The following is a 14,365-nucleotide window of genomic DNA, read 5'->3' as shown; positions in this document are numbered from 1 at the left end:
TTACCTGTTCGCCGTGGACTGTCCGTTGTCGCCGAGCTCGCGGCCGAGGGCCTCCATCAGTTCGTCGAATCCGGCCTCGTCGAGGTCCGGGTCGAGGTCCGCTTCCCCGGCGGGCGGGTGCGGGCCTCCGTCGTGACCTGTGCCGCCCGCACCGGCGTGCAGGGCGGTCAGCACGCGGTCGAGGCGGCGGGCCAGTTCGGCGCGCTGCGGCCCGGACACGTGGGTGAGTTCCCTCTCCAGCCGGTCCAGTCCGCCCAGCGCTGCCGTGACGGCGCCGTCGATGTCCCCGGCGCTCCCGCCCCCCGCGCCCCCGTCGTCGGGTCGGTCCGCGAGCAGTTCGGAGCGCAGGTGGTCCGCCAGTGCGGCGGCGTTGGGGTGGTCGAAGACCAGCGTCGAGGACAGGCCGAGCCCGGTGGCCGCGCTCAGTTCCCTGCGCAGGCGCACGGCGCCGAGCGAGTCGAAGCCGAGTTCGCGGAAGGCGGTGTCGACGGCCACGGCGCGCAGGTCCTCGTGTCCCAGGACAGCGGCGGCGTGGGAACGCACCAGGTGCGTCAGCTCGTGGTGCTGCTCGGCCGGCGGCCGGCCCGCGAGCCGCTCCCGCAGCGCCGTCCCCGCGGCGGGCTGCGGCGGTACGTCGACGGCGGCTCCCGGCAGCGCCGTCAGCAGGGGGCGTGGCCGCAGCGCCGCGTACGTCTCGGTGAACCGCGGCCAGTCGACGTCGGCGACGACCACGGCGCTCTCGTCGCCGGCCAGCACCGTCTCCAGCACGTCCAGCGCCCGGTCCGCGGGCATGGGGCGTACGCCCTGGTCCCGGAGCCGGGCGACGGCCCGCGCGTCGTCCGTCATGCCGCCTTCCGCCCACAGGCCCCAGGCCACGGACGTCGCGGCGAGGCCCCGGGCGCGGCGGTGCTGGGCGAAGGCGTCGAGGAAGGCGTTGCCCGCCGCGTACGCACCCTGCCCCGCGCTGCCCCACGCGCCGGCGCCGGAGGAGAAGAGGAGGAAGAGGCTCGGGTCGGGGCAGGCGGCCTCCAGGTTCCGCGCACCGCGCACCTTGGCGGCCAGCACCTCCCGGAACTCCTCGCGGGTCATGTCCTTCAGCGCGGTCTGCTGGTTCAGTCCGGCCGCGTGCACCACGCCGGTGATCGTCGCGCCGTCCGCGCGCAGCCCGTCGACGAGCGCGGCGACCGCCTCGCTCGCGCCGACGTCGCAGGCGTGGACGGTCACCCGGGCGCCCAGGGCGGTGAGTTCGGCGACCAGCGGGGCGACGCCGGGCGCCTCCTGGCCCCGGCGGCCGACCAGCGCCAGGTGCTCCGCGCCCCGGGCCGCGAGGCGGCGTGCGGTGAGCGCGCCGAGGCCGCCGGTACCGCCGGTGACGAGGATCGTCCCCCGGGGCACGGAGCTCTCCTGCGGCGCGGCGTTCGGTGCGGCGTTCTGCGTGGAGTCCGGGGTCCGGTCGGCGGCCGGGGCGGCGGGCAGCAGGCGGCGCGCCAGCAGGGTGTGCGGGCGGACCGCGATCTGGTCCTCCGTACCGGTCAACGCGCGGGCGAACAGCGCACGCTGGGCTTCGGCCGCCTCCTGCGGCAGGTCCACGAGGCCGGTGTGCCGCGCGCCGCGTTCGAGCGCGGCGCTCTGGCCGAGGCCCCACACCTGCGCCCCGGCCGGGCAGGTCACGTGGTTGTCGGGGCCGGTGCCGACGGCGCCGCACGTCGCCAGCCAGACGGGCGTACCGGTGCCCGCGGTCTGCGTGCCTGCAATCTGCGTGCCTGCGGCCTGCGTGCCCGCAGTCTGCGTATCGGCGGTCTGCCCGTCCGCCGTCTGCCCGTCCGCCGCCTCCAGTTCGCGCAGGAGGTCGAGGGTGGCCTCGGCCCCTGCGTCCGCGTCGCCGAGGGCCAGCAGCGAGAGGACTCCCGCGTACGCACCGGACTCGGCCTGGCCCGCGAGGGCGTCGCGGACGGCGGCGGTCGCCGCGTGCGGATCGTCGAGCGGGACGGTGACCGTGTGGGGTACGGCCCCGTGTTCGGTGAGGGCGGTGGCCGCGGCGTCGTACCAGGCGGTCCCGGCCCGGTGGCCGTCCGCCGTGGCGGGCCGCAGCAACAGCCAGCGTCCGGCCGGGCCGCCGGAGGGAGTGGCGGTCTCCTGCCAGCCGACGCGGTAGCGCCATCCGTCGGCGGCGCGGGCGGGCCCGGTCGCGTCGGGCAGCAGCCAGAAGCGTTCGTGGTCGAAGGGGTACGTCGGCAGGTCGGCCGGGGATGCCTGGCCGTCCCCACCCTCACGGCCGCCGTCGCCGTCGCCATGCACGGCCCGCCAGTCCACCGGGACACCGCCGACGTACGCCTCTGCGAGGGAGGCCAGGAAGCGTGCGGGTGTGTCGTCGCCGCGCCGGACGGAACCCACCACGGTGCTCGTGTCGCCGAGCGTCTCCTGCATGCTCGCGCTCAGCACCGGGTGCGGGCTCACCTCGACGAACGCGTCGTGTCCCGCCGTGCCGAGCGCCCCGATCGCGGCCTCGAACTCCACGGTGCGGCGCAGGTTTTCGTACCAGTACGAGGCGTCGAGCTCGGGGCCTTCGGCGAACGCGCCGCGCAGGGTGGAGTAGAGGGGGATGTCGGACGTACGGGGAGCGATGCCGGACAGCGGTGCGACGACCGCGTCCCGCAGGCGTGCCACGTGGGAGGTGTGGGAGGCGTAGTCGACGGGGAGCACCCGCGCGTCGACGCCCGCCTCCGTGCAGTGCTCCTGGAAGCGGTGCACCGCTTCGGGGTCACCGGCCACCACGACGGCGTCGGGGCCGTTGACCGCGGCCAGTTCCAGTGCGCCGGGCGCGGCGACGCGCAGCAGTTCCTCCGCCTCCGCACGGCCCAGGCGAAGCGACAGCATGGCGCCGTGTCCGCGCAGTTCGACCAGCGCGCGGGCCCGCAGGGCCACCACCCGCGCCGCGTCCTCCAACGACAGAACCCCCGCGACGTACGCCGCCGCGATCTCGCCCTGGGAGTGTCCGACCACGGCGTCCGGCTCGACACCGCACGCCCGCCACAACCGCGCCAGCGACACCATCACCGCGAACAGGACCGGCTGCACCACCTCCACCCGCTCCAGCGACGGAGCACCCTCCACACCGCGCACCGCGTCCACGACGGAGAAGCCCGCCACCTCCGCGAGCGCCGCATCACACTCCGCCAACGCCTCCGCGAACACCGGGACTTCCAGCAGCCCCCGCCCCATCCCGACCCACTGCGAGCCCTGACCCGGGAACACCCACACCACCCGACGACCCCCACCGCCCACACCGGTGACGGCGCGGGACGTGGGGCGGCCCTCGGCGAGGGCACGCAGGGTCTCGTCGGCGTCCTCGATGTCGCGTACGAGGGCCACGGCCCGACGGTCGAAGGTCTGCCGTGCCGCGGTGAGGGTCCGGGCCACCTCCGGCAGCCGACTGTCCTGATGGCACGTCAAGTGCGCTGCCAGACGGCTGAATTGGGCGCTCAGTGCACTCTCCGTACGTGCGGACAGCACCAGCGGCACGACACCCGCGGCCTCCAGCACACCCACCGAACCCGCCACCGGGCGGACCACCGTCGCAGGCGGCTCCTCGACGATCACGTGCGCGTTCGTCCCACTCACACCGAACGCCGACACCCCCGCACGACGCGGACGACCATCCACCTGCGGCCACTCACGCGCCTCACGCAGCACCTCCACCGCACCCGACGACCAGTCCACGTGCGACGACGGCTCCTGCGCATGCAACGTCGCCGGAAGCGCACCGTGCCGCAACGACTGCACCATCTTGATCACACCGGCCACCCCCGCAGCCGCCTGCGCATGACCGATGTTCGACTTCAACGACCCCAGCCACAACGGAAGTTGACCATCCCGCTCCTGCCCGTACGTCGCCAACAGCGCCTGCGCCTCGATCGGATCACCCAGCACCGTCCCCGTACCGTGCCCCTCCACCACATCCACATCGGAGGGAGAAAGCCCGGCATTCGCCAACGCACCACGGATCACCCGCTGCTGCGCCGGACCACTCGGCGCGGACAGACCATTACTGGCCCCGTCCTGATTCACCGCACTCCCCCGCACCACCGCCAGCACCTCATGCCCAAGCCGCCGCGCATCCGACAACCGCTCCAGCACGACCAGACCGACGCCCTCGCCCATGCCGAAGCCGTCGGCGTCATGGGAGTACGCCCTGCAGCGTCCGTCGGCCGACAGGGCGCCCTGCCGCGCGAACTCCGTGAACACCTCCGGGCCCGCCATCACGGACACCCCGCCGGCCACCGCGAGCGACGACTCGCCGTCCCGCAGCGAGCGGGCCGCCAGGTGCAGCGCCACCAGCGACGACGAACACGCCGTGTCCACCGTCAGCGCGGGTCCTTCGAGGCCCAGGGCGTACGCCACCCGGCCCGAGGCGACGCTGGCCGTGCTGCCGGTGAGCAGATAGCCCTCGACCTCGTCCCTGCGCTCGACCGGTCCGGCCGCGTACCCCTGGTGCGACATGCCGACGAACACCCCGGTGTCGCTGCCGCGCAAGGTCTCCGGCAGGATGCCCGCCCGCTCGAAGGCCTCCCAGGCGACCTCCAGGACCTGCCGCTGCTGCGGGTCCATCGCCAGCGCCTCGCGCGGCGAAATCCCGAAGAACGCCGGATCGAAGTCGCCCGCTCCTTCAAGGAAGTTGCCCATGGGGCGGCCCGTACCGGTGTCCGGCACTCCGCGCCGGTCCCAGCCCCGGTCGTCCGGCGCCGCGGCCGAGGCGTCGCCGTCCGCGGTGATGAACTCCCACAGCCCCTCCGGGGATTCGACACCGCCGGGGAACCGGCAGGCCATGCCCACGATCACGACCGGATCGTCCCCGGCCCCTTCCCTGCCCCTGGCGCCGCCGACGGCAGGCCGCGGTTCCGGCTCGGGCGCCGCCCCGTCGAAGAGTTCGCTCTCCAGGAAGGCGGCGACGGCCCGGGCGTGCGGGTGGTCGTAGACGAGGGTCGCGGGCAGGCGCAGGCCGGTCGCGGCCGTCAGGCGGTTGCGCAGTTCCACCGAGGCCAGCGAGTCGAAGTGGAGCTCGCGGAACGCCCGTACCGGATCGATCCGTTCCGGGTCCCGGTGCCCGAGCACCGCCGCGGCGTGCCGGCGCACCAGGTCCAGGAGCTTCTGCCCGCGCTCGGCCGGGGGCAGGTCCGCCAGGCCGCCGGACGGTGCCTGGGCCACGCCGTGCTCCCGGCGCGCGGCCTCCCGCACGTCCCGGGCCTCGGACAGCGCGTCGAACAGCCGGGTGGGCCGCTGCGCGGTGTACGCGAGCAGGAAGTGCTCCCACTCGATGCCGATGATCACGGGGCAGACTTCCGCCCGGTCCAGTGCCGTACGAAGGGCGTCGAGGGCTTCTTCCGGGGCCATCTCGACGACGCCGTGCCTGCGGAAGCGCTCCGCCACCGGGCCCTCGGCCATGCCGCTGGTGGCCCAGGTGCCCCAGGCCACCGAGGTCGCGGGCAGCCCCTCGGCGCGCCGCTGCCGTGCCAGGCCGTCGAGGTAGGCGTTGCCGGGGGCGTAGCAGCCCAGGCCCGGTGCGCCGAACGCGGAGGCGAACGAGGAGAACAGGACGAACGCGGTCAGCGGCGCGTCCGCGGTGAGTTCGTGCAGGTGCCTGGCGCCCAGGGCCTTGGCACGGCCGGCCTGCTCGATCCGGTCGCCCGACAGGGCGTCGAGAGTGGCGTCGTCGAGAGTGGCCGCGGTGTGGAACACCGAAGTGAGCGGCTGGTCCCCCGGCAGGCTCTCCAGGAGCGCGCGCAGGGCGTCGCGGTCGGTGACGTCGCACGCGGCGACGGTCACCTCGGAGCCGAGCGCGCGCAGTTCGGCGGCCAGTTCGGCGACGCCGGGGGCGTCGGGGCCGCTGCGGCTGGTGAGGACGAGGTGCGGGGCGCCGTGCCGGGCGAGCCACCGGGCGACGTGGCGGCCGATGCCACCGGTGCCTCCGGTGACCAGTGCCGTACCGGTGGGCGACCAGGTGCGCGATGCGGTCCGGGGCCGGGGCGCAGCCCGCTTCCAGCGTCGTACGAACACTCCGTCGGCGCGCAGGGCGACCTGGTCCTCGCCGCTCCCGCCGGCCAGCACCCCCGCGAGCGAGCGGGCGATCTCGTCCGTGGAGGCGTCGGGCACGTCGATCAGCCCGCCCCACAGACCCGGGTTCTCCAGGGCGATGACGCGCCCCAGCCCCCACAGGGCCTCCCGCGCGGGGTCGGCGGGACGTTCGTCGACGGTGGTGACCTGGACCCCTTCGGTGAGGCACCACAGCGCGCCGTCGAGACCGGAGTCGGCGAGGGCCTGGGCGAGGACGACGGTGCCGCCGAGGGACGGCAGGCCCAGGGGGGTGCCGTTGCTCTGGGGAGTGCCGTTGCTCAGGGGGGTGCCGTTGCTCAGGGGGGTGCCGTCGCCCAGGAGGGTGCCGTCGCCCAGGAGGGTGCCGTCGCCCAGGAGGGTGCCGTCGCCCAGGAGGGTGCCGCTTCCGCCCCGCTCGTCCACTGCCAGCAGGGACAGCACGCCGATCCGGTCCGCGCCCGCGGCGGCGGCGTGGAGGGCCTGCGCCAGTTCCGCCCGCGTCGGCGTACCGGCGACCACGAGGTCCTTCGCCGTCGCACCGGCCGCTTCGAGGGACGCGCGCGCCGCCTCGGCTGCGGGGCCCGCCGCCCCGTCGTACCGGACGACGAGCCAGGTGCGCGGGCCGTCGCCGGTGGGTTCGTGGGCGGGTGTCCGCTGCCAGTCGATGCGGTAGCGGAGCGCGTCGGCCGCGTCCCCGCCGGGCGCGGTGTCCGTGCCCTGCGCGGGCTCCCACCAGACGCGCTCCCGCTGGAACGGCGCGGTGGGCAGCGGTACCCGACGCGGCCGGACGCCGAGGAACACCGAGTCCCAGCGCACGGGCACGCCCGCCGTCCACGCCGCCGCCAGGGCGCGGGCGAAGTCCTGGGGTTCGCCGTGGCCCCGGCGTACGGTCCCGGTCACGGCCAGGTCCGCACCGACCTCGTGCCCGGTCTCCTCGATGGCGGAGGTGAGCACCGGGTGGGCGCTCACCTCGATGAACGCGCGGTGTCCCTGTGCGGCGAGCGCCCGCACGGCCGGTTCGAACCGTACGGTCTCCCGGAGGTTGCGGAACCAGTAGGCGCCGTCCAGCTCTCCGGGCCGCGCCCAGTCCCCGGTCACCGTGGAGAAGAAGGGCACGCTTGCGGGCAGCGGCTCGATGTCCCCCAGTTCCTCGTGCAGGGCGGCCCGCGCGGCCTCCATGGACACGGTGTGCGACGCGTAGTCGACGGGCAGCCGCCTGGCCCGGACGCCGTCGGCTTCGAGGGCGGCGACGAGGTGCTGGAGGTCGGCGTCGGGACCGGCCACCACCGCGGAGCGCGGCCCGTTGAGCGCGGCGATCTCCAGGCGGCCCTCGTAGCGGTCGAGTCGGTGGGTCAGGTCGGCGGCGGTGGCGGCGACGGCAGCCATCCCGCCACTTCCGGCAGTGCCGCCGCTTCCGTCCGTGGCGCTGCTTCCGTCCGTGCCGCCGCTTGCGTGCAGTTGGCCGATGACGCGGCTGCGGACGGCCACCAGGCGGGCCGCGTCGTCGAGCGAGAGGGCGCCGGCCACGCAGGCCGCCGCGATCTCACCCTGGGAGTGCCCGATCACTGCGGCAGGCTCCACACCACAGGAACGCCACAGCGCCGCGAGCGACACCATCACCGCGAACAGGACCGGCTGCACCACGTCGACGCGGTCGGTGGAGAGGTCGGCGTCGGGCCTGCCGTCCGCCGCGGCGTCCTGCTCGCGCAGGAACGGCAGGACGGCGAAGTCCAGGTGCGGTTCCAGGGCCGCGGCGCACTCGTCCATGGCGCGCGCGAACACCGGTGAGGTGTCGTACAGCCGGACCGCCATGCCCGCCCACTGCCAGCCCTGGCCGGGGAAGACGAAGACGGGCGAGGCCTGCGGCCGGGCCGTACCGGCCACGGCGCCCTCGGTGTCGCCCGCGGCGAGCGCGTCGAGGACGGCCAGTGCCCCGGCGGTCCCGTCCGGCACGAACGCGGCCCGGTGGCGGGCCGCCGCCCGGGTGGTGGCCAGCGAGAACGCCACGTCGGCGGGGGCGTGTCCGGGGTGCTCGCGCAGATGGGCGGCGAGGCGGCCCGCCTGCGCGCGCAGCGCGGTCCCGCTGTGCGCCGACACGACCCACGGCGCCAGGACGGCGGCGCGCGCCGCCTCAGCAGTCCCTGCCTCAACAAGTCCTGCCTGGACGGAAGTTGACTCGACGGAAGTTGACTCGACGGGCGCCGCCTCGGCAGGCGCCGCCTCGACGATGACGTGCGCGTTGGTGCCGCTGATGCCGAAGGACGAGACGCCCGCCCGGCGGGGCCGCTCCGTCTCGGGCCAGGGGACCTGTTCGGTCAGCAGCCGCACCGCGCCGCCGGACCAGTCCACCTCCGTGGAGGGGCGGTCGGCGTGCAGGGTCCGCGGCAGCGTGCCGTGCCGCATCGCGAGGAGCATCTTGATGACGCCGGTCACGCCGGCGGCGGCCTGGGTGTGGCCGATGTTGGACTTCACCGAGCCCAGCCACAGCGGCCGGTCGGCGGGGCGGCCCGCTCCGTAGGCCTCGATCACGGCGCGGCCCTCGATCGGGTCGCCGAGCCGGGTGCCGGTGCCGTGCGCCTCGACCGCGTCCACGTCGGCGGGGAGCAGTCCGCTCCCGGCGAGCGCCTGCCGGATCACCCGGGCCTGGGCCCGGCCGTTGGGCGCGGACAGCCCGTTGCTCGCGCCGTCCTGGTTGACGGCCACCGTACGGACCAGGCCCACCACCGGATGGCCGTTGCGCCGGGCGTCGGACAGCCGCTCCAGCAGGAGCATGCCGGCGCCCTCCGCCATCCCGAAGCCGTCGGCGTCGGCCGAGAACGCCTTGCACCGGCCGTCGGGGGCGAGCGCGCCGAGCCTGCTGAAGTCGACGAGCATGCCGGGCGTCGGCATCACGGTCGCGCCGCCCGCCAGGCACAGGTCCGTCTCCCCCGCGCGCAGGGAACGGCAGGCGAGTTGCAGCGCCACGAGCGAGGACGAGCAGGCGGTGTCCACGGTGACGGCCGGTCCTTCGAGGCCCAGCGTGTAGGCGATCCGCCCGGAGGCGACGCTGGTGGTCGTCCCGGTCACCAGATAGCCCCCGACGTCGTCACCGCCGTCGGCCATGCGCGGGCCGTACTCCTGCGCGATGACGCCGGTGAACACCCCGGTGGGCGTGGAGCGCACCGCGTCGGGGGAGATCCCGGCCCGCTCCAGCGCTTCCCAGGCGACCTCCAGGAGGAGCCGCTGCTGCGGGTCCATGGCCAGGGCCTCGCGCGGCGAGATGCCGAAGAAGTCCGCGTCGAAGCCGGTGGCGTCGTGCAGGAAGCCGCCGGAGCGCTGGCGCACCGCGGCGGAGTGCGCCGGATCCTGGTGGAGGAGCGCCTCCAGGTCCCAGCCGCGGTCCGTGGGCAGGCCCGTGACGGCGTCGTGCCCGCCCGAGAGCAGCTCCCAGAACTGCTCGGGGGTGCGCACGCCGCCGGGCAGCCGCACGGCCATGGCGACGACGGCGATCGGCTCGTCCGCGTCGTGCCCGGCCCCCGGCAGCGGCCGTTCCGGGGCCGCTTCGGGGCCCGTCCCGGGGTGCGTCGTCCGCGGGTACAACTGGTCGTGCAGCGCGTCGGTGAGGGCGTGCGGGGTGGGGTGGTCGAAGAGCATGGCGATGTTGATGTCCTGGCCGACGGCCGTCGCGAGGCGGTCGCGCAGCTGCACCGCGAGGACGGAGTCGAGCCCGAGTTCGGCGAAGGTGAGCGAGCCGTCCGCGGCCTCGGGCCGGGCGCCGGTCACTGCGGCGGTCTCGGTGCGTACGAGGTGGGACAGCCGCCGCCGTATCTCGTGCGGCGGTGTTCCCGCGGGGAAGAGAGCCGGCGGGGAAGCTTCGGCAACCCCGCCCTCCAGGGCGCCGGGGTCCGGGGCGCCAGGATTCAGAGCGCCGTCCCCTCCGGCGGGCGGGAGCTCCGGCAGGTCGGCCGTGGGCGCTGCCGCGACGCCGTGGAAGGCGGCCGTCCAGTCGACCTCCACGCCGTGGGTGTACGCCTCCGCCACCGCGCGCAGAAAGCGCCGCAGCCCGCCCTGGCCGCGCTGGAGCGTGGGGAGCACCGCGCGCTCGGCACCCGCCGCGTCGAGGGTCTGGCGCACGGCGGCCGTGAGGACGGGGTGCGGGCTCACCTCGACGAACACGCCCGCCCTCTCGTCGGCGCAGGCACGCACCGAGCGCGCGAACTGCACGGGGTTGCGGAAGTTCGCGCACCAGTGGTCCGCGGTCAGCCGACGGGTGTCGAGGGTGGCGCCGGTGAGGCTGGAGTAGAACGCGACGGTGCCCTCGCCGGGGGTGAACCAGTCGAGCGCCGTGCGCAATGCGTCGACGACGTCGTCCATGTGCGGGGAGTGCGCGGCCATCGAGACGCCGATCACCTGGGCGCGGACCCCTTCGGCGGTCAGCTGCGCCGTGCAGCGCCCGATCGCGTCCGTGGCTCCGGCCAGCAGCACCGAGCGGGGGCCGTTGATGCCGGCCAGGACGAGGTCCGGGCCCCAGGAGGCCAGCCGGCCGGTGATCTCGTCGGCGCTCAGCGCGACCGACGCCATGTCGCCCTTGCCGACGAGCGGCATGAGTTCCCTGCTCCACAGCGCCACCGCGCGGGCACCGTCCTGGATCTCCACGCCCCCGGCGGCATGGGCGGCGGCGAGGTCGCCCATGCTGTGTCCGACGACGGCGTCGGGCTCGACGCCGAAGGAGCGCCACAGTTCGGTGAGGGCCGCGCTCACCGCGTACAGGGCGGGCTGTACGACCTCCACCCGGGGCGTGGTGCCGGGGGCGCCTGCGGTGTCGAGGGCTTCGGTCAGCGACCAGCCGGACTCGGCGGCGAAGACCTCGGCGCACCGTGCGAGCGCGTCGGCGAACACCGGTGACTCGCCCATGAGTTCCCTGGCCATGCCCGGCCACTGGGAGCCCTGGCCCGGATAGACGAAGGTGACGGGCGCGGGGCCGGCCGCCCGCCCGAGCACCACCGCCGTGTGCGGGACGCCGTCGGCGACCGCGGCCAGGCCGTCGAGGAGTTCCTCGCGACAGGAGGCGACGATCACCGCCCGCCGCGGCAGGCGCAGGTCCGCGCGGGCGAGTGCGGCGCCGAACCCGTCGACGTCGGCGTCCGGCCGGGCGTGGAGGTGGGCGAGGAGCAGGCGCGCCCGTGCCCGCAGCGCCCCGTCGTCCGCTCCGGACAGGACCCACGGCCGGGTGGCCCCTCCGACGGAAGCGGAAGTGTTCTTTCCCTGAAAGGGGCTGCCGTTCACACCCGACTCCTAAGTCGTCCGCACGTTTTTAGTCGTCCGCACGTGTGCAGAACACGGCCTGCGGAAATCCCGGCCGCATCGTCCGCGACCTGCCCGGCGAGGTGCGCGAGCCACCGCCAAAATCAATGTTTCCGGCGGTCTTTCTGCCGGTTTTTCCGCCGGTCCTTAAATGGTCCACTGCCTTTGATCAGTGACTGGTTGAACGTACATCAACGAGCCTGCCGGACCAAGGTATCTTTGTGCGAAGAATCCGCTTGGAAACCAAGAAGTCGCAGGTCAGAGCCGATAGTGCGACGCTTGAACGGTGGAATTCCAGCACCCCGACATCGCCTCTTTAGTTCCTCTGTAGCTGAATTCAACCGGCTTACGGAAAGATATCGCCAGAAAGCGGATACAAACCTTCCGCCCACACTCGCTCCCGCGCTCCCGAGATTCTCGGACCGACCTACCGGAATTCGACCGGGTCGGGTAGCCTCCATTCGCTTCCGGTCGCACACGACAAGGCATTCCATTAATCAGCGACCGAGTTTCTGGGCATCGGCAACCAAGAGAAGGGCCGGCGAGCCTTGACATCTGCGCAAAAATCCCACGAGTCCTCCCGCGCCGGCGCACCCGCCGGCCGGGGAAGTCAGGCGCAGCGGCTGCCGTCACTGACCGGGCTGAGGTTCTTCGCCGCCCTCCTGGTGTACGTCTGCCACGCCCTGAGCCAGTTCAGCCCGCAGGCCGACCCCGCCTCGCGCGACCTGGCGTACTTCCTGCTGCCCGCCGGGCCGGTCGGAGTCTCCTTCTTCTTCGTCCTCAGCGGGTTCGTCCTGACGTACGCGGCACGGCCGGGCGACACCGTCCGGCAGTTCTGGCGGCGGCGGGTGACGAAGATCTTCCCCAGCCACGTCGTGACCTGGTCGGCCGGTCTGGTCCTGGCCCTCGTCACCGGCGCCGTCGTGACCGTGTCGACAACTGCCGCCGCCCTGCTGCTCGTTCAGGCGTGGGTGCCCGCCATGACGCTCACCGCCACGGTCAACCCGATCTCGTGGACGCTCGCCTGTGAGCTGTTCTTCTACCTGATGTTCCCGTTCCTGTACGGGGCGCTGCGCCGGCTCCCGCGACGGGGGCTGTGGCCGGCCGCCGGGGTCCTGGCCGCCCTGATCATGGCCGTCCCGCACCTGGTCCGGCTGCTGCCCGGGGAGCCCCTGCCGCTGGCGGGCTACAGCCTGACCCAGTTCTGGCTCGTCTACACCGCTCCCCCGGTGCGCCTCCTGGAGTTCGCGCTGGGCATCGTGCTCGCCCTTCTCGTACGGCGCGGGATGTGGCGCTTCGTCAGCAGCCGCCTCGCCGTGGTCCTGTGCTGCGCCGGATACGCGGTGGCCGGGGTCACGACCGCGGCCACCAAGGCGCCCCACCTGTGGGCGATGGCGAGCGCCACCGTCGTCCCGCTGGCCGTGCTCATCGCCACGGCCGCCACCCGGGACCGCAAGGACCTCCCTTCCCTGGCCCGCCGTCCCCTCGTGGTGCGGCTCGGTGAACTCTCCTTCGCCTTCTACCTCGTGCACCACATGATCCTCACGGCCTGCTTCGCCGCGCTGCCGACCGGCTACCGGCCCGGGCTGCTCCCGCTGACCGCTCTGGCGGTCGTGCTGTTCTTCGTCTGCGCGGCTGCCGCCCAGCTCCTGCACACCACGGTCGAACTGCCCGCCATGCGCCGCTGGAGCCGCAGCGCCAAAGCTCCCCGCCGAGACCGCGCGCCCCACCGCGCCCCCGGGCGCTCCGGGCCCCCCACCGGTGAAAGGACACCATGAACCAGCCGCACCTGCCCGAGGTGCTCGACCTGGCCGGCGAGCACTTCCACACCGACCAGTACGCGACCTACCGGGAGCTCCTCGAACAGCGCCCCGTCACCAGGGTGCGCTTCTACGACGGCTCCCTCGTCTGGCTCGTGAACCGCTACGAGGACGTCCGGGCCGCGCTGAGCTCCCCCCTGCTCAGCAACGACCCCACGAAGCAGACGGACATCGACCTCTCGGCGGCCACGGGCATCCCCGACGACCTGAGCGAGTACTTCCGGCGGAACATGTTCCGCAGCGACGAGCCGGACCACGGCCGCTTGCGCAAGCTCGTCACCAGGGAATTCACCGTGCGGCGCATCAACGCGCTGCGGCCCAGGATCCAGCAGATCACCGAGGACCTGCTGGAGAAGTTCGCCGCCACCGGCGGCGGGGACCTGGTGGCCGCGCTCGCCCGCCCGCTCCCGCTCACCGTCATGTGCGAACTGCTCGGCGTGCCCGAGGAGGACCGTACGGACTTCCAGACCTGGTCCCAGCACGTCGTCGAGAGCGATCCGGCGTTCGCGGAGCGCAACGCCGCCTCGTACCGCAGCCTCTTCGGATGCGTCCGCTCGCTGGTCCGCCGCCGCCGCGACGAGCCGGGCGAGGACCTGCTGTCGGCCCTGGTCGTCCAGCACGACTCCGGGGACCGCCTCTCCGAGGCGGAGCTGATCTCGATGGTGTTCCTGCTGCTCGTCGCCGGGATCGAGACCACGGTCAACGTGCTCGGCACCGGGGCCTTCCTGCTGCTGACCCACCCCGGGCAGCTCGCCGCGGTCCGCGCGGACGACGCCCTGGTGGGACCGGCCGTCGAAGAGGTCCTGCGCTACATGGCGCCCATCGAGATGACGAGCCGGCACAGCCTGGAGCCCGTCGAGATCGGCGGGGTGTCCATCGACGCGCACAGCACCGTCCTGATCAACCTGGCCGCCGCCAACCGCGACCCGGCCCGGTTCGAGGACCCGCAGTCCTTCCGGGTCGAGCGGAACGACGGCAGCCACCTCACCTTCGGCCACGGCATCCACTACTGCCTGGGCGCCGCACTGGCGCGGGCGGAGGCGGAGATCGCCTTCGGCCTCCTCCTGAAACGCTTCCCAGAACTTGAACTCGCCGTACCGGCCCAGGACTTGACGTGGCGTCATATGTTCATGCGGGGTCCGGTCGCGCTGCCCGTCGGCTGGCGGTGAGCC

Annotated in this window: 3 protein-coding genes; 2 read left to right on the top strand and 1 reads right to left on the bottom strand. The window is 74.0% G+C overall.

Annotation, left to right across the window (positions count from 1 at the left end):
• Positions 1–11,355, bottom strand: coding sequence for an SDR family NAD(P)-dependent oxidoreductase (locus ACWGIG_RS04320; protein WP_453319981.1), 11,355 nt, complete (start codon positions 11,353–11,355; stop codon positions 1–3).
• A 566-nt stretch (positions 11,356–11,921) separates the two neighbouring features.
• Between ACWGIG_RS04320 and ACWGIG_RS04315 the strand changes: the two genes are divergently transcribed.
• On the top strand, positions 11,922–13,151 hold the full coding sequence (locus ACWGIG_RS04315) for an acyltransferase family protein (RefSeq protein WP_453319980.1): 1,230 nt from the start codon (positions 11,922–11,924) through the stop codon (positions 13,149–13,151).
• Positions 13,148–14,362 (top strand): cytochrome P450 family protein, encoded by a 1,215-nt coding sequence (locus tag ACWGIG_RS04310; RefSeq protein WP_453319979.1) that lies wholly within the window; start codon positions 13,148–13,150, stop codon positions 14,360–14,362. Before ACWGIG_RS04315 ends, ACWGIG_RS04310 begins: the two co-directional genes overlap by 4 nt.
• Positions 14,363–14,365 lie beyond the last annotated feature (3 nt).

It is taken from the genome of Streptomyces sp. NPDC054863 (assembly GCF_053610825.1).
Note: the sequence above shows the minus strand (reverse complement) of the source record. Positions and strands in the feature narration are given on the sequence as shown.

Excerpts from the sequence above, each read along its gene's own strand:
- ACWGIG_RS04310 (WP_453319979.1), top strand. The coding sequence starts at position 13,148 with ATGAACCAGCCGCACCTGCCCGAGGTGCTCGACCTGGCCGGCGAGCAC.